This window comes from Oscillospiraceae bacterium CM (assembly GCA_022870705.1).
GTDB lineage: Bacteria > Bacillota > Clostridia > Oscillospirales > Oscillospiraceae > Sporobacter.
In genome coordinates, this window is the sequence record CP072107.1 from 1,402,393 (window position 1) to 1,422,601 (window position 20,209).

Below are 20,209 nucleotides of genomic sequence, written 5' to 3' on the forward strand. Positions count from 1 at the left end.
ACGGCAGAAGCGCAAACGACAATTGATAATCACCAAGACGTCACGCGTCTGTCTCAATAGCCATATTGTAGGGACGGCCATTGGCCGTCCGCCTTCGCTGGACACGGGCGGATATGAAATCCGCACCTACGTGATGTTCGGGGCGAAACGCCCTCATCCGTCACGGCTATGCCGTGACACCTTCCCCCGGGGGAAGGCTTTGGACGGCGGGGCGGCGACGCGGCGGGCGAACGCAATTCGCCCCTACGGAAGTGCAACGGAGCGATAGCGGCAGATGATTAAATTTCTTTTTTACATGAAAAATCCTCTTGTTGAGGCGGTGCTTTTATGGTACAATCTTCAGAGTAACTTTTAGGAGGCAAGAACATGGGCACCGCTTATTTGATACTTGAAAACGGCGCTGTGTTTGAAGGCAGCACCTTCGGATATGAGGGCGAAACAACCGGCGAGCTTGTTTTTAACACCGGGATGACCGGGTATTTGGAAACGCTCACCGACCCCAGCTATTACGGACAAATTGTTATTCAAACTTTTCCGCTGATCGGTAATTACGGCGTTATTCCTTCCGATTTTGAAAGCGGCGATGTTCAGGTAAAAGCGTATATTGTCAGAGAGTGGTGTCAGGAGCCTTCGAATTTTCGATGTGAAGGCGCGCTTGACACTTTTTTGCGCGATCATGAGATTCCCGGGCTGTACGGCATCGACACACGAGCTGTGACGAAAATCGTGCGCGAATCCGGCGTGATGAACGCGCGTATTTCGAAAAAGCCGACTTTGACGGCGGATGAGTGGCGCGACCTGCGCGGCTATACGATCCGCGAGAGCGTTGAAAACACGTCGACAAAAGCTCCTTACACGCTCAAAGCCGACAACGAAAAATTCCGCGTCGTCCTCTGGGACTTCGGCGCAAAGGGCAACATTGCCCGCGAGCTTAATAAGCGCGGCTGCACCGTAACCGTTATGCCGTGGTCGTCAACGGCCGAGGAGATCGCTGCGCAATCTCCTGACGGGATCATGCTCTCAAACGGCCCCGGTGACCCGAAGGACAACACGCAGATCATATCGGAGCTTCAAAAGCTCTGTACTTACAACATCCCGACGTTTGGCATCTGTCTCGGCCATCAGCTGCTTGCCCTGTCGCAGGGGGCTGAGACGAAAAAGCTCCATTACGGGCACCGCGGGGCCAATCAGCCCGTTTTGGAAACTGAGACAGGCCGCGTTTTCGTCACGAGCCAGAATCACGGCTACGCCGTTATGAGCGACACGCTGCCGGAAACAGCCGAGACGAGCTTTTTAAACGCCAACGACAAGACGTGCGAGGGCGTTACTTACCGGAACATGCCCATTTTCTCCGTGCAGTTCCACCCCGAGGCCTGCGGCGGGCCCCTCGATTCCCGTTGGCTATTTGACAAATTCATTGCGATGATGGCGGAGGAAAAACACCATGCCTCTTAACAAAAACATCAAAAAAGTGATGGTGATCGGCTCCGGCCCCATCGTTATCGGCCAGGCGGCAGAATTCGACTACGCGGGCACACAGGCCTGCCGGGCGCTTAAAGAAGACGGTATTGAGGTCGTTTTGGTCAATAGTAACCCTGCCACTATCATGACAGATAACCACATGGCCGACCGCATCTACATCGAGCCACTGACCCTTCCCGTTCTCGAGCGCATCATTGAAAAGGAAAAGCCCGACAGCCTGCTGTCAACACTCGGCGGCCAGACGGGCCTCACCTTGTCGATGCAACTGGCAAAGGACGGCTTTCTGGAAAAGAACAACGTGCGTCTGTTGGGCGCAAACCCGGAGACGATAGACAAGGCGGAAGACCGCCAAATGTTTAAAGACACGATGCAATCGATCGGCCAGCCCGTGATCCCCTCAAAGGTTGTGACGACGCTGGAAGACGCCAAGGCGTTCGCCGGGGAGATCGGCTTCCCGCTCATCATCCGGCCCGCTTTTACGCTCGGTGGCACGGGCGGCGGTATCGTCTCCAACATGGAAGAGCTCATAGAGATCGCGCAGGGCGGCCTGCGGCTGTCCCCCATCGGCCAGGTGCTTGTGGAGCAGTCTGTCGCCGGGTGGAAGGAAATTGAGTTTGAGGTCATGCGCGACGCCGACGCCAACACCATCACCGTCTGTTCGATGGAAAACCTCGATCCCGTCGGTGTCCACACGGGCGACTCGATTGTTATCGCCCCGGCGGTGACGCTTGCCGACAAAGAGTATCAGATGCTGCGTACGGCGGCGCTCAATATTATCGGCGCTCTCAAGGTTGAGGGTGGCTGCAACGTGCAGTTTGCTTTGAATCCCGACAGTTTTGACTATATGGTCATCGAGGTCAACCCGCGTGTTTCGCGCTCGTCGGCGCTCGCGTCAAAGGCCACCGGCTATCCGATCGCGAAGGTCGCCACGAAAATTGCCATCGGCTATACGCTCAGTGAGATCAAAAACGCCGTTACCGGCAAAACAAGCGCCTGCTTTGAACCGGCGCTCGACTACGTCGTCGTCAAGTTCCCGAAGTGGCCGTTTGATAAGTTTGTCTACGCGAAAAGGACGCTCGGCACCCAGATGAAGGCAACCGGCGAAGTGATGGCCATTGGCACCACCTTTGAAGAGGCGCTGATGAAGGCTGTACGCGGCGCGGAAATCGGCCACGACAGCCTGCGCGATAAAATTTGCCGTGCGCAGGACGATGAAACGATTATAAAACGCCTATCCGACTGCACCGATGAGCGCATTTTCGTCGTCTACGAGGCGCTGTGCCGCGGCGTATCGGTTGACGAGATTTTTGAGATCACGAAAATCGACAGATGGTTTTTAAACAAGCTTTTAAATCTTTCCAAAATGGACGCGGCGCTTGCAACGGGTTTTGATGCGGCGCTCTATCTCAAGGCCAAACGCATGGGCTACCCCGACAAGCTCATCGAAGCGCTCTCCGGGCAAAAGGTTACATCGCCGCGCCGTGCCGTTTTTAAAATGGTCGACACGTGCGCTGCCGAGTTCTCCGCCGAGACGCCGTACTTCTACTCCACGTACGACGACGTCAATGAGGCCGCCGAGTTTATCGAAAACAGAAACAGCGGCAAAAAGACGGTGCTCGTCTTTGGCTCCGGCCCCATCCGCATTGGCCAGGGTATCGAGTTTGACTATGCCTCCGTCCACTGCGTGTGGGCTTTAAAGGACGCGGGGTTCGACGTCGTCATCGTCAATAACAACCCCGAAACCGTCTCCACCGACTTTGACACGGCCGACAGGCTTTATTTTGAGCCGCTCACCACTGAGGACGTCTGGAACATCATTGAAACGGAAAAGCCCTATGGCGTCGTTGTCGCCTTCGGCGGCCAAACGGCCATCAAGCTGACGGCTTTTCTTGACAAAATGGGCGTCAGAATCCTCGGCACCGCGGCCGACAGCATCGACGCCGCCGAAGACAGGGAGCGCTTCGACGCGCTGTTGGAGGAACTGAATATCGCCCGCCCGAAGGGCGGCACCGTCATGACGGAAGCCGAGGCGCTGGTGGTTGCACAGGAAATCGGTTACCCCGTTCTAATGCGCCCGTCATACGTGCTCGGCGGCCAGAATATGATAATCGCCTTCTCCGAGGAGGATATCCGCGAGTACATGGCGATCATCCTCACACAGAATATCGAAAACCCGGTGCTCATCGACAAGTACCTCATGGGAACGGAATTAGAGGTCGACGCCATCTGCGACGGCGAGGAGATTCTTATCCCGGGTATTATGGAGCATGTGGAGCGTGCCGGTATCCATTCCGGCGACTCGATTGCCGTTTACCCTGCGTGGAACGTTGACGACGATATGAAGAGCGTGATCGTCCAAAGCACGGAAAAGCTGGCTTTGGCGCTGAAGACAGTGGGCCTTGTCAATATCCAGTACCTGATCGCCAACGGCAAGCTCTTTGTCATCGAAGTCAACCCGCGCTCGTCCCGCACGATTCCATACATCAGCAAGGTGACGGGTGTGCCGATGGTCGACCTCGCCACGCGCTGCATGGTCGGCGAAAAATTACGCGATATGGGCTACGGGACGGGGCTTTACAAAAAGTCGCCGTACGTTGCCGTCAAGGTACCTGTATTCTCCTTTGAAAAGCTCATCAACGTCGACACCGCGCTTGGCCCGGAGATGAAATCGACGGGCGAGGTGCTCGGTATCGCCACGACGCGCGAGGAGGCGCTGTACAAGGGATTGCGCGCGGCGGGCTATAAGCTGCATAAAACAGGCGGCATTTTCATCACCGTCCGCGACCGTGACAAGGCCGAAATCGTTCATGTCGCGCGGAAGTTTTCCGACCTCGGCTTCACCGTTTACGCCACGTCCGGAACGGCCGATTTGTTCCGCAGCGTCGGTATTGAGACGACGACGGTCGGCAAAATCCATGAGGACGACAACAACGGCCTCTCGCTCATTGAAAGCGGCAAGGTGGACTACGTCATCTCGACATCGACAAAGGGACGCCTGCCGACACGCGACAGCGTCAAAATCCGGCGCAAGGCCGTTGAGCGCTCGATTCCGTGCCTGACGTCTATCGACACGGCCAACGCCGTTGCCGACTGCCTGATGAGCAAATACTCACAGCAAACGATTGAGCTTGTCGATATCAACAACATGCGCCGCGAAAAGCTTGTGCTACCGTTTTCCAAAATGCAGACATGCGGCAACGACTATATCTACTTTAACTGCCTCACCGGCTGCAGTATCACGAGCCCGGAGAGCCTCTCCATCCGCCTGTCCGACCGCCATCTCGGCATCGGCGGTGACGGCGTTGTGCTCATCTGCCCGTCTTCTATCGCCGACGCGTCCGTCCAGATTTACAACATGGACGGCACGAACGGCGGCATCGGCGGCAACGCTTTGCGCTGCGTCTGCAAGTACCTGTACGACAATGGTATCGTGCCAAAACGCGATATGACGATTGAAACAAACGGCAAAATCCGCCGGATGCACGTTTTTACGACAGGCGATAAGGTTTCTTCCGTGACGGCGGACATGGGCAAAGCGGTGTTTAACCCGCCCCTTATCCCCGTGAAGCTCGCGGGCGAGCGGATTGTCAGCCACCCGGCGGTGATCGGCGGCAAGCGGTACAGCATCACGTGCCTGTCGATGGGCAATCCGCACTGCGTTGTCTTCCTGCCCGACATCCACAGCTTAGACCTGCCCAAAATCGGCCCGCTATTCGAGCACCACGACTTCTTCCCAGAGCGCGTGAACACGGAATTCGTCCTTGTCATGAACGAGACGACGCTCTCGATGCGCGTTTGGGAACGCGGCAACGGCGAAACGCAGGCCAGCGGTACGGGCGCGTGCGCGGCGGCGGTGGCAGCCGTTGAAAACGGCTTCTGCCAAAAGGACACCGACATTACGGTGAAGCTCCTCGGCGGCGACCTCAAGGTTCGCTACACGGATGCGGGCGTTTTCTTAACAGGCAGCGCGCAAAAGTGCTTCGACGGCACGGTAGAGATTTAAAACGGCGAAAGCCTCCCGCAAGGGAGGCTTTTTTATTGGGGTGGCGGATATAAGGCGCGGACACCGTTCGCCCCGACGATAGGCGGCGGACGGCCAATGGCCGTCCCTACGGCACATGATGATCGTCACACTCTATACGCGGGCGGATATGGAATCCGCCCCTACGGAGACGGCGCGCAACAACGCGGGCAGACACAAGGTCTGCCCCCGTGAATATTCTATAGTTTTGATACAAGCGCCGACGCAAGGACAAATTTTGAACCTTCTTCAGCCTGAACTTTTTTATAAAAATCACAAACGGTTGATTGTAAAATGAAATTGAACACTTGAACAGAAAAATCCATAGTGATTATTCTTCGTGGTAAAATGTAGTTCCTACACAACATCTGCCACCGAAAGGATACAATCACTATGGATAACAATGATTCTATCACAGTCAGCGCAGAACGCAAGAAAGGGCAACACTTGAGCTTGGAAGATCGTGGTGCTGTCAAAGCCCTCTTGAAGCAGGGACTTGGCGTACGCGGCATCGCCCGAAACATTGGCTGTTCACCGTCCACCATCTCATACGAGTTAAGGCGAGGTACACCGACACGGAAGAGCAACAGGGGCCAAGCACCTGGCTATTCTCCGAAACTCGGCGAGGCCATCTACAAGGCTAATCGAAGGGCTTGTGTCAAGCCCCTCAAAGCAGGCTCCTGCAAGACTTTCATTGACTGGGTAGTCAAGCAGATCCGGGAACACAAGTGGTCGCTGGATTCCTGCTGCGGATATGCGAAGCGACAGCGTTTGTACAGTGAAGATCAGATGGTTTGTACCCGCACTCTGTACAACATGGTCTGGGCAGGCTTGCTTCCCATCACGCCGACCGAACTGCCGGAAGCCTTAAAACGCAGCACCCGAAAGGCCAGGGGCAGGGAAAACAAAAAGCACTACGGCACAAGCATTTCCGCCCGTCCTGAGATCGCTTCCCTTCGTATAGAAGGCGGCCACTGGGAGGGCGACACCGTGGTTGGAAAACGAGCTGGGAAAGAGGCAGTTGTACTCTCTCTGCTGGAGAAGAAGACCGAGCACTACATCGCCATTCGTATTCCCGGAAAGACCAGTGATGCGGTGATGTCTGCCATGAAAAGCCTACGCGCTGAGTACGGGGAACGTTTTTCACAGATTTTTAAGACGATTACCGTAGACAACGGCAGCGAGTTCGCCGACTTTGCAGAAGTCGAGGCTTGGGGTTCCCAGATCTACTTTGCCCACCCATACAGCTCTTGGGAACGTCCTCAGAACGAAAGGCATAATGGACTGTTCCGGACCTTCGTTCCAAAGGGAACATCTATTGAGCAGTATACAGACGAGGACATCCTGTCCGCTGCTGATGAGTTAAATGGGCGACCCCGGAAGAAGCTCGGATACCACACGCCAGAGGAACTATTTGAAGCCTTTCTTGATTCCGAATACGCAGCCTGACGGCTGCGACAACCTTGGCACAGACAGCGCCTGCGGCACCATCTGTGTCCAAGGTTAATTGATGGGAACGATTTTGCCTCGGGGTGTTCAATTTGCACTTGCAATTTATGAAAAATCACAAACTTTACAATTGCTGAATTTTTGCGCAAATGTACCTTGAACTTGCCCTTTGCAATAAGTACCGCTGATAACCCAGCAAGCTCTGCCGCCGTTATTCCCATCATGTATACCGTTTAATACTGCGCTCGTCGACGCGGGACAAACGCCAAAGTCCTTGACTTTTTCCCCACCCGGTTGTCTGCCGCATTTTTTATATTCCCAGCAATTTGTTTTCATTGTTTTCCTCCCAGATATAAATATCATATAATTTATATCGGAATAGAATTGATTATCATTACTTTTTTGTAAAAATAATTTGTTGAGGAAGGCTTTCGGGCGTATTGGGCCAAGCCCATTCCTTTGTGGCGGGCGGGATTCGAAATCCTGACGGGCGGGTGATCAGTGGATCGCCCTCTTTTTATAGCGGCCGCCGGTGACATCCGCGACATCGTGCACCGTGATGAAGGCGTTTTCGTCCTTTTCGTGCACGATAGCGCGGAGTTTTGTTATTTCAAGGCGCGTTACGACGGAGAAAATGATGCGGTTTTTCTCTTTAGAAAAGCCGCCCTGCCCTTCCCAGACCGTGACGCCGCGTCCCAAGCGCGCCATGATTGCTTCCGATATTTCCTCTGACTGATCCGAAACGATCATCACCGCTTTCGCCTCATCAACGCCGTCCAGAATAACGTCGATGGCTTTATGCGCAATAAAATAGGCCAGGATGGAATACAGCGCCCTATCCCAGCCCAGGATAAACGCCGCCAATGTGAAAATGACGATATTCATGACCATGACAATCTGACCGACAGATAAAAATGACTTCCTGCTGAGAATGATCGCAATGATCTCCGTCCCGTCCAGCGAACCGCCGCACCGAAGAATGAGGCCGACACCGACGCCCAAAATGATCCCGCCGAAAACAGTGGCCAGCAGAACATCGTGCGTCAGGCTCGGCACGGCGTGAAAAAGCGTGACAAACAGGGAGAAGACCGCTGTTGAAAACAGCGACGAGATAACGAAGGATTTTCCGATTTGCTTATAGCCGATAAATAAAAACGGTATATTCAGGGCAAACGTATAAACGCCAAGCGGAATAACCGTTAAAAAGCTCGCGATGATCGATACGCCAACAATGCCGCCGTCAATAATACTGTTTGGTACAAGAAAAATATCGAGCCCCGCCGCGGCGAAAACAGCACCGACCGCCAGCAAAGCGTATTTTAACAACACATGTAAGAGCTTATTTGCTTCCTTCAAAATGCTTCCTCCCTTTCCTAGTATGACAAATCATACCATAAGCGCGGCCGGCGATGCAAGCGGCGATGCTTCTTGTCCACTTCCCCGACCCTTGACGACGTGGTATAAAACATGGTATATTACCGGTGTTATAATATGGTTTTATCCGGTTGGGCAGGCAGCTGCTTCAAGATTTTAGCTTAATGGGTGGGGAGCTTTTAAGAGCGCCCTGCCTTTTTTCGTCGAGATGGCCCACTAAAGTATAGAAAGAACGTGATTGTGATGCTGATTCAGCTTTTTCTGTTGATGCTTGGGCTGGTGCTGATTATTAGAAGCGCCGATATCCTTGTTGATTCCGCAGCAAAGCTCGCGCGGCGGTACGGCGTGTCCACCTTCATTATCGGCATTTCTGTTATTGCCTTCGGCACGAGCGCGCCGGAGCTGGCCGTTGGCATCGTGTCGGGCATTTCGCACACCAATCAGCTGACGCTTGGTGACGTGCTCGGCAGCAACATTGCCAACATGGCGCTGATTGCCGGTCTGGCGGCTGTTATCTTCCCTATTCGTGTTCATGATTCAGCCGTCAGGCGCGAAATCCCTGTTTTGATTGCCGTTTCGATTTTGCTCGCCGCGCTGATTTTGACAGACGGGCGGCTGTCAAGAACCGAGGGGATTCTTTTACTGGCGGCATTTGGCGTTTATATCTTCTTCATCGCCCGTGACGCTAAAAAATCGATGCAAATTCACATCGACGCCGAGGGAGATATCGACACCGACGGCGACGGCAACAATCTCCCGCCTGAGCCTGCCTCTGCCGGTAATCAGAGCATCGTGCCGAAGCTTTGGATTTTTTCACTGCTGTCATTATGCGGCCTCTTTATCGGTGGCAAGCTGACGGTGGACAGCAGCACGCACCTTGCCGAATTTCTCGGTCTGAACCAGACGCTGATCGGTCTGACTGTCGTTGCTATAGCGACGTCAATGCCGGAGCTTATCACAAGCATTGTGGCCGCGCGCAAAAAAGAGCCCGACATTGTTTTGGGCAACTGCGTCGGCAGCAACATACTCAATATTCTGCTCGTACTGGGCCTGTCCGGCACCATCTCCCCGATCGCTGTACCGGGGAGCCTTGTATTTGATTTTGGGGTTATTCTCTTTCTGACGCTTACCGTTTTTGCCGTTGCCGCGCTGAAAAAAACGCTCCGGCGCTTGACGGGTATTTTTCTGGTGACGGGCTATTTCGCTTACATTGCCGTGAAAGTGATTGGCGCGCTGGGATAAGACGCGGACAGCCAATGGCCGTCCCTACGGCAAGGCAACGAGCGTGAGCGTCGCGCGAGCGGCCGGACGGCCAATGGCCGTCCCTACGGCAAGGCAACGAGCGTCTGCGGCGCGAGCGGCCGGACGGCCATTGGCCGTCCCTACGGCAAGGCAATAAGCGTGTGCGGCAGGCGGGGCGGCCGGACGGCCAATGGCCGTCCCTACGGCAAGGCAACGAGCGTCTGCGTCGCCTATTTGCGCATCCCATATTCCGATATGGGGTATGGGGCGAAGCCCCATTCCTTTATTGGGTGGCGGGTGGGATTTGAAATCCTGACACGGATTCGAAATATTCCGAGCAGCAGCCACGAAAGAATGTATTGACAAGCAAATACTGTTCTGATAATATGATTGAGCGTTCCAAAGACAGCAGGTGGATTCGTCCGTAAGTCCTGCCGAGGACAGCGACAAGTTTTTGTTTGCTCTATGTCCTTTTGCCTTTGGCATAAGGGCATTTTTTATTTGGACGCGGATTTGACTATCCGGAGGTGAAAAATACATGCCAAACGACAAGGTACTCAGCGAGAAAAAGGCCGTGGTTGAAGCACTGACCGAAAAGCTCAAGGGTGCGGCCGGTGTGCTCGTCGATTACTCGGGCATCACCGTTTCCGAGGACACGGAAATGCGCCGTGCGATGCGCAACGCCAATGTCGACTACGCCGTTGTTAAGAACACGCTTACACGCTTTGCCGCCAAGAATGTCGGTTTCGATGGTCTTGACCCGTTCCTTAACGGCACAACGGCCCTGGCCGTCTCGGCGGACGACCCCGTCGCCCCCGCCAAAATTCTCAGCGAATACGCGGGCAAGCCCAACAGCAAGATTTCCATTAAAGCCGGTTTTGTGAACGGCAAGCTCATTTCGGCTGCCGAGGTTACCGCGCTGGCGGAGCTGCCGCCGAAGGAGGTTCTCGTCGCTCAGGTGCTTGGAACAATGATCGCACCGGTCAGCGGCCTTGCAACCGTCTTAAACGCGAACATCCGCGGTCTTGCCGTCGCCCTGCAGGCGATTGCCGATCAAAAATCAGCGTAACCACACCCCGCGCCGGTTGCAGCCGCAGCCGGAATATTTAAATTAATTATTATTTGGAGGACATAAAAATGGCCAGTGAAAAAGTTACCGCTCTTGTTGAAGAAGTCAAGAAGCTCACCGTTCTGGAGCTCTCTGAGCTCGTACACGCCCTTGAGGATGAATTCGGTGTTTCCGCCGCCGCGCCCGCTGCCGTTGCTGTTGCCGCCGCGCCGACTGCCGCTGCCGCTGCCGTTGAAGAGCAGACCGAGTTTGACGTCGTTATGACTGATTTCGGTGCCGAGAAGATTAAGGTTATCAAGGAAGTCCGCGCCATCACCGGTCTCGGCCTTGCCGAGGCGAAGGCCCTTGTCGAAGGCGTTCCCGCGAAGATCAAGGAAGGCGTCAACAAGGAAGAAGCCGAGACGCTCAAAAAGCAGCTTGAGGATGTTGGCGCGAAAGTCGAAGTTAAGTAAGACAGTTAAAACCGTCATGTCAAATACCGGGCTTTATGCCCGGTATTTTTCTGTCAGCCTGCCCCCCGCCTTGCAGCAAGCATGCAAAAAAGAGCGCATGACCGGAATACGTCATGCGCTCTTCATTGCTTTGAAGGTCGGCGTGGTGTGCCGCTGTTTTTTCTCTTACCGTCATGATACACGACAGCTATGCCGTGGTCAAGCCTTGTCCCGGTTCCGTAATATTACGGTAACAATCGCTATTTGGCGAAAGCGAAGAAAATCGTTTTTTTCGCGTCGCTTGTGGTGAGGGCATTCTCCCAGGCTTTTTCATCCTGATCGCGCCGTGCCGCTTCGGCAAGCACGTCACTGTATTGACGGCCGTTGCCCGAGAAGTAGAGGAGGTATACAGTGCCATCAGCCGTTGTCAGCATCGTATGGTCACCCGACTTGCGCGAGGCGTTGTAAAGCCAGGCATTTACCTCGTCCGGCGCGACATTTTTCGCGATATTCTCCTGCAGCTTGCTGCTTGCTGTATCTATCTGGTCCTGATAGGTCGTGGCAAGCTCTGTGAGCTTATCCCCAGAGGCGCCGGCCGCCGTCCACGCGTCATTGATCGCCGAGGCCGTGTTGGCCGCCGTTTGCTTAGCATCGGAAGCGGCTTTGTCGGCAGCGGCCTGGTCGGCTGTGTCGAGGGATGACGTGTCGACCGGTTTGACAACGATTTGATTGTAGGTGACGGTTGCGTAATGATTGTTGGAGCGACCGACGAAGAGAACAACCTCATAACCGCCTGACGTCGCGACCGCCTCTACATCGCCCGCGCGGCGGCTTGCGTCCTTGAGCCAGTCGGCATAATCCGACGAGAGCGATATGCCCTCCGTCTCGCTTTTCGTTGAATCGACCTGCTCATAGACGACAGGGTCATACGCTTTTGCCTGGGCGATAAAAGATTTTTCACTTGTGATTTTGGCAGCGTATGCCTTTGCCGTCACACCGGCCTCATCAAGCGCGGCTGTCTGCGCCTGCTTATAGGCGGCCTCGTCGCTGTAGAGCGACGCGTCAACCGTTGCGGCTTCGACAAAGAAGACGCGATACGTAAACATATCGAGATCGTTTTTGTTCTCCTGATAATAGGTCTCCAGCTCGTCCGGCGTATAGGTAAAGCTCGTTTTCACATGCTCGGCATAGGAGGATATGAGCAACGTGCGCTCGGCATTTTTGCGGTATGTCTTTTCGTCCATCCCCTTGCCGTAAACGACTTTGAGGTATTGGTCGAGAGATGTATAGCCATAGAGCGCATATTGTGTTTTCATCTGCGCAAGCTGGTCGTCAATCTGCTGCTTTTCGTCACTTGAGAGCGTATAACCGGCATTGAGCGCCTCTTTATAAATCTTTGTATCATTTTTCATTTGCTCCAGTGCCGTTGATTCAAAAAACGCCGCCCACGTCTCGCCTGTATCCTTATTGTAAATCTGGCTTTTCAGCGACGTCTGCGAGTCGGGCAGGTAGTCCGTCATGCCGGCGTTTGACATGAGCGAATAATATTGCATATAGGCATTTTCAAAATAGTAGTTGAAATCCGCCGCGGCGTATTTCACACCGTCCACCGTTACCGCCGGGAATTTTTGCCGCAGTAGGTCAGAGTTAATGAAAATCGCCAATAGAAACAAAACAGCAAAAGCGATGACCGAGTATAAAGCGGTCTTTGTCGTTTTATGAGACTGTTCGTCTTTCCCATTTCGTTTCGCGGCTTCAAAACCGCTGGCGCTGCGCTTTTTTTTATCCGAAGATGCACTCATACGTCCGTCATTCCTTCTGATATGTAAGTTGGTAAAACCGGTATAACGTGGGATATTATACTTGAAAGCCGGTGCGCTTTCAAGTTTAAATAAATGTGGGGAACAATTATTTTACAAATTTCCGGCCGCCGCCGGATTTTTGGGCAAAAAACGACCCCACCGTGCCGTGTAAGCCCATTAAAACCTGCACGACTCGGCAGGTGGGTTTCCTCCTTCAAGCTTCTCTGCTTCCAACATCCATTAACGCGCGGGGCGCAACGGGAGGCCTGCAATTCACCTAAAGAGGTCGGAATCCCTTATTTTAAATGTGGGTTTAAAAAGGCTTATCACGAACAAAGCAGGGTGCACGGGCGCAAACGCCCAGACTGCACTATTCTTTTCGGCCGGGCAAGCATCACCCCGGCCATTTGACTTTAGCACATTGCCGATCGTTTTTCAACCGGCAACACCCGTGTTAAATACTGGCTGCGAGTTGAGCCCGTCACTCGGCCTCATCATTGTCGTCACTAAAAAAATGTTCCATAAAGTGGCTGTAAACGCGGTCGAGTTCGGCGTCCTCGTCTATGGTTGCGAGAATTTCTTCACCATTTTCCTCGATGACCTTCAAGATCACTATACCGTAATCGTCGTCTTTCTCATCCATGTCGGCCGGCAGAAACGCCATATAAAGCGCCCCGTCCAACTCTATTGTATCCAAATGCTCGAGCTCAAATTCATTGCCGTCATCATCGGTGACGGAAATAAAATCGCTTCCGTACTGATCGCTCATCGCTTCCTCCGACGTTTGTTTTCAGCAATGCAAAACACAGCACAATGCATCACTGTGCTGCTATTTTACCGCATAACGCGCCAATATTCAAGAGCCTGCCCGTCCCGTTACGAACTGAAATCTTCTAAAAGCCGCAGGACATCCTCATACGTTGCGGCATCGATCCCCTGATCCAGCTTTTGCCTGTCAACAGCCCGCAATGACGAAATGTCTATCGTCGTTTCAATCACCGGTGCTTTCCGGTCACCACCAAAAAAAACGGCAACACGGCCATTATAGGCACCAATGACATAGCGCCCCGTTTCCTGATTGTCCGCCTGAACGGCAGGCGTGCCCGCCGAAACATCTTGAATGACGGCTGTCGCCGCCAGGAGAATAAGCATGACAGCTGCGGCTAAGAAAGCAAGAGAAAGAACAGCCCCCCTGAGCCTGATACGCACCATTTTCACGACCTTTCCGGGTGTAATTAAAAAAATTATACCCGGCTCGTTCTTGTGTTAAACGGAATTAAAATAGTTACAAAAAAAATTTGACAAATATGTTACAATGTCTGTAGCATGAGTAAATGCGCATCGACTGCGAGGTGAAGGCCTTGTCTTCAAATAAAAAAGGCAAGACGAAAAACAACGATTTAAAAGCAGATGGCCGTGTCAAAAATGCCCTCTTTCTGGCCTTGCGAATACTTGGCACACTGCTGCTGATCTTGGTAACGACCACCCTCATTTTTACCTGCATTTTTGCCGTCTACGTGGAGACAAACCTCTCCTCACAAATCGGCATCAGCATGGATGACTTCAAAATGAATCTCTCCAGTACCATTTATTATGAGGACAAGACAACCGGCACGTATCAGGAGCTTGTGACGCTGCAGAGCACCGAATACCGAAAATGGGTTGACTACGACCAGATTCCGGCTTACGCCGAAAAGGCCCTCGTCTCGATTGAGGATAAGCGCTTTTATAAGCATCATGGCGTTGACTGGTACAGAACGCTCGGCGCGTTCGGCAACATGTTTTTAAGCCTGCGGGACGGCAACTTCGGCGGTTCCTCCATCACGCAGCAGCTCATTAAAAACCTCACCAACGAGAGTGAGGTCACCGTCCAGCGAAAGCTGCTTGAAATCTTCCGGGCGCTGCAGTTTGAAAAGCAGTACAGCAAGCAGCAGATCATCGAATGGTACTTAAACACCGTCACCTTTGGCGGCAACCGTTCCGGCATCGGTGCGGCCGCAGAGTATTATTTTGGCAAGGAAGCGAAAGACCTGACGCTGGCAGAGTGTGCCTCCATCATCGGCATCACGAATAACCCGTCCATGTATAACCCCTATATCAACGAGGCCGCCAACAAAGAGCGCCAGGAAAACATTTTAAACCAGATGTATGAGCAGGGATACATAACAAAGGCGCAGTGCGACGAGGCCATCAGCCAGAAGCTCGTCTTTAAAAACTCCGGTAAAGCAAACCCGAGCCAGGTAACGTACACCTGGTTTGAGGACGCTGTGATTGAGGATGTCATCACGGACCTGATGACACTCAAGGACTGCTCTAGACGCGTGGCCGAGGACCTATTGTTTACGCAGGGTTATAAGATTTATGCGACAATTGACCCGGACATCCAGGCAAAGGTGGACAGCATCTATCAGGATTTATCCGCCATCCCGAAGGTCAGCGGGTCCAGCCAGCAGATTCAGTCTGCCATTGTCATTGCCGACCCATACACCGGAGATATTGTCGCCTTGGAGGGCGGCGTCGGCGAGAAGCCTGGCAACCGACTATACAACCTCGCCACACAGAGCCGACGGCCGCCGGGCTCCTCTATCAAGCCTCTGGCTGTCTATGCCCCAGCGATGGAAAACCACCTCATAACGCCCGAGACGCGCTTTGAAGACAGTGCCGATGTGAAGCTGCAAGGCTCAACGTGGATGCCAAAAAATGACGATTTAAGTTACAGCGGCATTATCACCGTCCGAGAGGCGCTGCGCCGCTCTGTCAACACCGTTGCCGCGCAGATCATGGATAAGCTCACGCCCGACAAATCGTTTGACTTCGTGACGAATAAGCTCGGCATGAATCTCTCTCCGAACGACGACGCCTACGCGCCGCTGGCGCTCGGCCAGCTGACGTATGGTGTAACAGTGCGCGAGATGGCGGCGGCATACACAATGTTTGACAACGGCGGCGTCAAGACCGACCTGCGGACATATTCAAAACTGCTGGATTCAAACGGCAATGTGGTTTATGAAAATAAGCCGAAAACGACCGTTGCTATCAGCGACGTGACGGCCTACTGGGTCACAAATATGCTGCAGGACGCAGCGGCTAACGGCACCGGCCATGAGGCGAACCTCGGCTTCATGCCGACGGCCGGTAAAACCGGTACGACGACCGACAAAAAGGACAGATGGTTTGCCGGATATACACCGTATTACACGGCCGTCGTCTGGACGGGCTTCCCGACACCGGCGACGATGTATGTCAGCGGCAACCCCTCGGCACAGCTGTTTAAAAAGGTCATGAAGCTTATTCACGAAGACCTGCCGTACAAGACCTTCTCGAAACCCGGTAATACCTACCTCTCGCCGATTCCCGGTGTTGACCCGGCTGTTCCCTACATTGTCCGCGGCGTGACGACGGATGGCCAGGTGCTCTATCAAAACACGAAGTCGGGCGTTAAAACACGCGATGTGACGGAGACGGCCGCCGCTGTCGACGGCTATACGATCGTCGGCGTAACGGAAAAGACGCTGACAATTTCTAACGACGCGGCGCTTAATGTTATCGAGTTCGTTTACGAGCCGGTCGGCACAACGCCGCCGCCTGATACGTCTGAAGAGCCGCCGACGTCCCCGTCAACATCACCCGGTACGTCGCCGTCCACCTCCCCAAAGACATCCTCCAAACCGTGACCTAACTATAAAAAAGGAGACGCTGCAGCGTCTCCTTTTTTTCTTTCTTTACTATTTAACGGCAGCGTCTCCGCGCTCGCGCGTTCGGATGCGGATCGCGTCACGTACATCGGAAATAAAAATTTTGCCGTCTCCGACCTCTCCGGTATAGGCCTTTTCACATATTTTGTCGACAAGCGCGTCGGCCTGCTCGTCTACGACGACGATTTCGAGCTTCAGCTTCGGCAGAAAGTTATACTCTACCTCAGAACCGCGGACATACTCCTTCCAGCCCTTCTGATTGCCGCAGCCCATGATCTGGCTGATGGAGAGACCGTTGATATTCATTGTGTTCAGAAGCTCTTTAATCTCTGAAAGCTTTTCCGGTCTGATAAATGCCTCTATTTTTTTCATCGCTTCAACCCCTTTGTCAAAGTGGGTCTATTATATCAGCAGATGTGGCATTATTCAAATCATTTATTTTTAGTTATCCATGCCGTTGAAGGCCGGGTACGCCGTCTCACCGTGCTCGGAGAGATCAAGACCGTAATCCTCGTCACGCGCGGTGACCTTCAGCGGCCCGGCAACGAGGCGGACGATACCGGCAACGAGAAGCGTTGCAACGGCTGAGAAAACGACGATGAAGCCGATGGCCAGAAGCTGGCGAACAAAAAGCGTTGTCTCGCCGAAGACGAGGCCATTCCATTGGATGACAGGATTGAGCGCCTTTTGGGCAAAGAGGCCCGTTGTCAAGGCGCCAAAGATGCCGCCGATGCCGTGGCACCCGAAAACGTCCAGCGCATCGTCATACCCGAATTTCGGCTTGACGCGTGTGATAAAGAAAAAGCTGATGGGGCTGATGAGCGCGCCGATGACGATGGCTGCCCAGATCGGAATAAAGCCCGCACTGTTCGTGACGGCGGCGAGGCCGACGACAAAGCCTGTCGAGCAGCCGACGAGCGTCGGCTTGCCGCTTGTGAGCGTCTCGAGCAGCATCCAGACGAGCATACCGGCAGCGGCCGCTGTGTTCGTCGTCATAAAAGCGCGAACGGCAATTTCGTTGGCCGCGCCCGCGCTGCCTGCGTTAAAGCCGAACCAGCCGAACCATAAAAGGCTGGCACCCAGGAGCACAAACGGAATATTATGCGGCCTGTACGCTTTCTTACCGTGATTTTTCCGTTTGCCGACGAGAATTGCCATGACGAGCGCCGCGATACCGGAGCTAATATGGACAACCGTGCCACCTGCGAAGTCCAGAACGCCGAGCTTTTGGAGCCAGCCGCCGCCCCAAACCATGTGTGCCAGCGGATAATAGACGATGACGGACCACAAAGCGGCAAACAAGAGTAGCGGCCCAAATTTCATGCGTTCGATTACGGCGCCTGTGATGAGCGCCGGGGTGATGATGGCGAACATCATCTGGAAAATGGCGAACAGCAGATGCGGAATTGTCGGCGCATAGGGGCCGGGCAGCGCATCAATCCCATTCAGACCGAAGGCTTTCAGTGTGCCGATGAGGCCGCCAAGGTCACCGACAAACGACAGTGAGTATCCGATGAGAACCCACAGAATCGAAGCGATACCTATGATCGCGATGGACGACATGAGCGTGTTGATTGAGTTTTTTCGCCGAACAAGGCCGCCGTAGAAAAAAGCAAGCCCCGGCGTCATCAGCAGGACGAGCGCCGACGAAATGAGCATCCAGGAAATATCACCTGAATTGAGCATATGTATCTTCCTCCCCTAATTGCGATTGCCATCATTTTCCCGTATGGCAATCGTCAACCAAAGGCGGCAAGACCGGACATGCATACAAAAACACGTCCGGAAAAAAGAAAATAGGAACACAAAGACCGCTGTGACACACGTCACAACAGCCCCTGGCTCCCTTGCCGTCGGCCCCATTGCCTACACAGTATTCAAATGATCGATTTAATTTACCATATGTTTCGACGAAATGCAAGATTATAATTTAACAATGCAAAAAGGCAGCGGGCAAAACCGCTGCCTTTTAGGTTGTTAAATTTATTTCACGGCGTCGAGGCCGCGCTCACGGGTGCGGATGCGGATCGCATCGCCCACATCGGAGATGAAAATCTTGCCGTCACCAACATCGCCGGTGTGGGCGATATCACAAATCTGGTTCACGACATCCTCCGCTCGTTCGTCGCAGACGACGATTTCAAGCTTGATTTTCGGCAGGAAATTATAGTCTACTTCTGTCCCCCGGACAAACTCCTTCCAGCCCTTTTGCTGGCCGCATCCCATGACCTGGCTAATGGAGAGACCGTTTAAATTCAGTGTGTCAAGATGCGCCTTGATCTCCTCCAGCTTTTCCGGTCTGATATAAGCTTCAATCTTTTTCATATCTGAGTCCCCTTTTCCTTTAGTCCATGCCGTTGAAGGCAGGATATGCCGTTTCGCCGTGCTCGGCGCTGTCAAGTCCCATATCCTCGCTCTTTGCGGCAACCTTGAGGCTGCCCGCAACGAGCTTGGCGATACCGGCGGCAATCAGCGTACCGGCAACGGCGATGACGATTGTCAGGCCGATGGCAGCCAGCTGCCGGACAAAGAGGTTGATGTCGCCGAAGACGAGGCCGTTCCACTGCGCCGCCGAGTTGATGGATGTCTGTGCGAAGAGGCCTGTCGCGACCCCGCCCCAGATACCGCCAATGCCGTGGCAGCCGAAGACGTCAAGCGCATCGTCATAACCGAATTTCGGCTTGACAACACTGATAAAGAAGTAGCAGATGGGACTGACCAGAGCGCCGATAATGATGGCCGCCCAAACCGGGACGAAGCCCGCACCCGGCGTGATGGCGACAAGGCCGATGACGAGACCTGTGGACGCGCCGACAAGCGTCGGTTTGCCGTTTTTGACAACTTCAATGACAAGCCATGAGACGAGGGCGGCGGCGGCGGCCGTATTTGTCGTCATAAACGCATGAATGGCAAGGCCGTTGGCCGCCAGCGCGCTGCCGGCGTTGAAGCCGAACCAGCCAAACCATAAGAGCGCGGCGCCCAGAAGGACAAACGGGACGTTATGCGGATGATACGTCGCTTTGCCGAAGTTTTTCCGTTTGCCGAGCAGAATCGCCAGAACGAGTGCCGAGACGCCGGAGCTGATGTGGACGACGTCGCCACCGGCGAAGTCGACAGCACCGAACTGGAAGATGAGACCGCCGCCCCAAACCATGTGCGCCAGCGGATAATAGACAATGATCGACCAGACTGTTGTAAAGATGACAAGCGCGCCGAATTTCATGCGTTCAGCGATGGCACCTGTAATAAGCGCCGGTGTGATGATGGCAAACATCATCTGGAAGATGGCAAAGCCAAGCGTATTTGGATACGGATATGTTATATCCTTGAGCGTATCGAAGCTCATGCCGAACCATTTCAAATCGCCGATGATACCGCCCGTATCGCCGTGGAAAGAGAGCGTAAATCCGATGAAGACCCACAAAAGCGAGGCAATGCCCATCAGGATGACAGAGGACATAATCGTATTGATGATGTTTTTGCGCTTGACGAGCCCGCCGTAGAAGAACGCGAGACCTGGTGTCATAATGAGAACAAGGGCTGACGAGGTCAGCATCCAGGAGACGTCGCCGGAATTGAGCGTCATAAAAACCACTTCCCTTTTACATTTTTACGGCAAAAAGCCGCTCGATTTTCAGCGTCAG

17 protein-coding genes, 1 other RNA gene and 1 other annotated feature are annotated in these 20,209 nt (G+C 53.7%); of the genes, 7 read left to right on the forward strand and 11 right to left on the reverse strand.

The features are described from left to right. The first annotated feature begins 366 nt into the window (after positions 1-366). From IZU99_06970 to IZU99_06980, 3 genes are all read left to right on the forward strand, one after another. On the forward strand, positions 367-1,455 hold the full coding sequence (locus IZU99_06970; protein ID UOO37013.1) for a carbamoyl phosphate synthase small subunit: 1,089 nt from the start codon (positions 367-369) through the stop codon (positions 1,453-1,455). Then, complete coding sequence (carB, locus tag IZU99_06975) at positions 1,445-5,485, forward strand: carbamoyl-phosphate synthase large subunit (protein ID UOO37014.1); 4,041 nt, start codon at positions 1,445-1,447, stop codon at positions 5,483-5,485. Before IZU99_06970 ends, carB begins: the two co-directional genes overlap by 11 nt. Before the next feature lie 411 nt (positions 5,486-5,896). Beyond that, a complete protein-coding gene (locus IZU99_06980) occupies positions 5,897-6,952 on the forward strand; it encodes an IS30 family transposase (GenBank protein UOO37015.1) in 1,056 nt (351 codons plus the stop codon). Between the two features lie 105 nt (positions 6,953-7,057). Here IZU99_06980 and IZU99_06985 read toward each other — a convergent pair whose 3' ends face one another. Together IZU99_06985 and IZU99_06990 are read right to left on the reverse strand one after the other, a co-directional pair. Beyond that, positions 7,058-7,288: a hypothetical protein gene (locus tag IZU99_06985; GenBank protein UOO37016.1), complete on the reverse strand. Its 231-nt coding sequence runs from the start codon at positions 7,286-7,288 to the stop codon at positions 7,058-7,060. A 162-nt stretch (positions 7,289-7,450) separates the two neighbouring features. Further along, positions 7,451-8,260, reverse strand: a complete 810-nt coding sequence (locus IZU99_06990; GenBank protein ID UOO38779.1) for a YitT family protein — start codon at positions 8,258-8,260, stop codon at positions 7,451-7,453. Positions 8,261-8,569: 309 nt separating this feature from the next. Between IZU99_06990 and IZU99_06995 the strand changes: the two genes are divergently transcribed. From IZU99_06995 to rplL, 3 genes are all read left to right on the forward strand, one after another. After that, entirely contained in the window at positions 8,570-9,568 is a 999-nt protein-coding gene (locus IZU99_06995; GenBank protein UOO37017.1) for a calcium/sodium antiporter, read from the forward strand. 381 nt (positions 9,569-9,949) lie between these two features. Further along, positions 9,950-10,075 (forward strand) — a sequence feature (ribosomal protein L10 leader region). Between the two features lie 31 nt (positions 10,076-10,106). Continuing rightward, positions 10,107-10,637, forward strand: coding sequence for a 50S ribosomal protein L10 (locus IZU99_07000; GenBank protein UOO37018.1), 531 nt, complete (start codon positions 10,107-10,109; stop codon positions 10,635-10,637). A gap of 68 nt (positions 10,638-10,705) precedes the next feature. Further along, entirely contained in the window at positions 10,706-11,089 is a 384-nt protein-coding gene (gene rplL, locus IZU99_07005; GenBank protein UOO37019.1) for a 50S ribosomal protein L7/L12, read from the forward strand. A gap of 19 nt (positions 11,090-11,108) precedes the next feature. Here the strand turns inward: rplL and IZU99_07010 are convergent, their stop codons facing one another. The 5 genes from IZU99_07010 to IZU99_07030 form a co-directional block, all read right to left on the reverse strand. After that, positions 11,109-11,264 carry a hypothetical protein gene (locus tag IZU99_07010; protein UOO37020.1) on the reverse strand — a complete coding sequence of 52 codons (156 nt, stop codon included), beginning with the start codon at positions 11,262-11,264 and terminating at the stop codon, positions 11,109-11,111. 64 nt (positions 11,265-11,328) lie between these two features. Further along, positions 11,329-12,870: a hypothetical protein gene (locus tag IZU99_07015; GenBank protein ID UOO37021.1), complete on the reverse strand. Its 1,542-nt coding sequence runs from the start codon at positions 12,868-12,870 to the stop codon at positions 11,329-11,331. 149 nt (positions 12,871-13,019) lie between these two features. Beyond that, positions 13,020-13,217: non-coding RNA, 6S RNA (gene ssrS, locus IZU99_07020), on the reverse strand. A gap of 134 nt (positions 13,218-13,351) precedes the next feature. Beyond that, positions 13,352-13,639: a DUF1292 domain-containing protein gene (locus IZU99_07025; GenBank protein ID UOO37022.1), complete on the reverse strand. Its 288-nt coding sequence runs from the start codon at positions 13,637-13,639 to the stop codon at positions 13,352-13,354. Between the two features lie 107 nt (positions 13,640-13,746). Next, positions 13,747-14,082 (reverse strand): BofC C-terminal domain-containing protein, encoded by a 336-nt coding sequence (locus IZU99_07030; protein UOO37023.1) that lies wholly within the window; start codon positions 14,080-14,082, stop codon positions 13,747-13,749. Between the two features lie 122 nt (positions 14,083-14,204). On the opposite strand from IZU99_07030, the gene IZU99_07035 reads away from it, so the two are divergent. After that, complete coding sequence (locus IZU99_07035; GenBank protein UOO37024.1) at positions 14,205-16,544, forward strand: PBP1A family penicillin-binding protein; 2,340 nt, start codon at positions 14,205-14,207, stop codon at positions 16,542-16,544. Positions 16,545-16,595: 51 nt separating this feature from the next. Here IZU99_07035 and IZU99_07040 read toward each other — a convergent pair whose 3' ends face one another. The 4 genes from IZU99_07040 to IZU99_07055 all read right to left on the reverse strand — a co-directional run bounded on the left by IZU99_07040 (position 16,596) and on the right by IZU99_07055 (position 20,151). After that, on the reverse strand, positions 16,596-16,937 hold the full coding sequence (locus tag IZU99_07040; GenBank protein UOO37025.1) for a P-II family nitrogen regulator: 342 nt from the start codon (positions 16,935-16,937) through the stop codon (positions 16,596-16,598). Between the two features lie 69 nt (positions 16,938-17,006). Then, positions 17,007-18,251 (reverse strand): ammonium transporter, encoded by a 1,245-nt coding sequence (locus IZU99_07045; protein ID UOO37026.1) that lies wholly within the window; start codon positions 18,249-18,251, stop codon positions 17,007-17,009. Positions 18,252-18,548: 297 nt separating this feature from the next. Beyond that, a complete protein-coding gene (locus tag IZU99_07050) occupies positions 18,549-18,890 on the reverse strand; it encodes a P-II family nitrogen regulator (GenBank protein ID UOO37027.1) in 342 nt (113 codons plus the stop codon). A gap of 19 nt (positions 18,891-18,909) precedes the next feature. Then, positions 18,910-20,151 carry an ammonium transporter gene (locus IZU99_07055; GenBank protein ID UOO37028.1) on the reverse strand — a complete coding sequence of 414 codons (1,242 nt, stop codon included), beginning with the start codon at positions 20,149-20,151 and terminating at the stop codon, positions 18,910-18,912. Positions 20,152-20,209: the final 58 nt, after the last annotated feature.

Bases quoted from the DNA above. Each gene is read 5' to 3' on its own strand.
- IZU99_06970 (UOO37013.1), top strand. From the start codon at position 367: ATGGGCACCGCTTATTTGATACTTGAAAACGGCGCTGTGTTTGAAGGC.
- carB (UOO37014.1), top strand. From the start codon at position 1,445: ATGCCTCTTAACAAAAACATCAAAAAAGTGATGGTGATCGGCTCCGGC.
- IZU99_06980 (UOO37015.1), top strand. From the start codon at position 5,897: ATGGATAACAATGATTCTATCACAGTCAGCGCAGAACGCAAGAAAGGG.
- IZU99_06985 (UOO37016.1), bottom strand. From the start codon at position 7,288: ATGAAAACAAATTGCTGGGAATATAAAAAATGCGGCAGACAACCGGGT.
- IZU99_06995 (UOO37017.1), top strand. From the start codon at position 8,570: ATGCTGATTCAGCTTTTTCTGTTGATGCTTGGGCTGGTGCTGATTATT.
- IZU99_07000 (UOO37018.1), top strand. From the start codon at position 10,107: ATGCCAAACGACAAGGTACTCAGCGAGAAAAAGGCCGTGGTTGAAGCA.
- rplL (UOO37019.1), top strand. From the start codon at position 10,706: ATGGCCAGTGAAAAAGTTACCGCTCTTGTTGAAGAAGTCAAGAAGCTC.
- IZU99_07010 (UOO37020.1), bottom strand. From the start codon at position 11,264: ATGACGGTAAGAGAAAAAACAGCGGCACACCACGCCGACCTTCAAAGC.
- IZU99_07015 (UOO37021.1), bottom strand. From the start codon at position 12,870: ATGAGTGCATCTTCGGATAAAAAAAAGCGCAGCGCCAGCGGTTTTGAA.
- IZU99_07025 (UOO37022.1), bottom strand. From the start codon at position 13,639: ATGAGCGATCAGTACGGAAGCGATTTTATTTCCGTCACCGATGATGAC.
- IZU99_07030 (UOO37023.1), bottom strand. From the start codon at position 14,082: ATGGTGCGTATCAGGCTCAGGGGGGCTGTTCTTTCTCTTGCTTTCTTA.
- IZU99_07035 (UOO37024.1), top strand. From the start codon at position 14,205: ATGCGCATCGACTGCGAGGTGAAGGCCTTGTCTTCAAATAAAAAAGGC.
- IZU99_07040 (UOO37025.1), bottom strand. From the start codon at position 16,937: ATGAAAAAAATAGAGGCATTTATCAGACCGGAAAAGCTTTCAGAGATT.
- IZU99_07045 (UOO37026.1), bottom strand. From the start codon at position 18,251: ATGCTCAATTCAGGTGATATTTCCTGGATGCTCATTTCGTCGGCGCTC.
- IZU99_07050 (UOO37027.1), bottom strand. From the start codon at position 18,890: ATGAAAAAGATTGAAGCTTATATCAGACCGGAAAAGCTGGAGGAGATC.
- IZU99_07055 (UOO37028.1), bottom strand. From the start codon at position 20,151: ATGACGCTCAATTCCGGCGACGTCTCCTGGATGCTGACCTCGTCAGCC.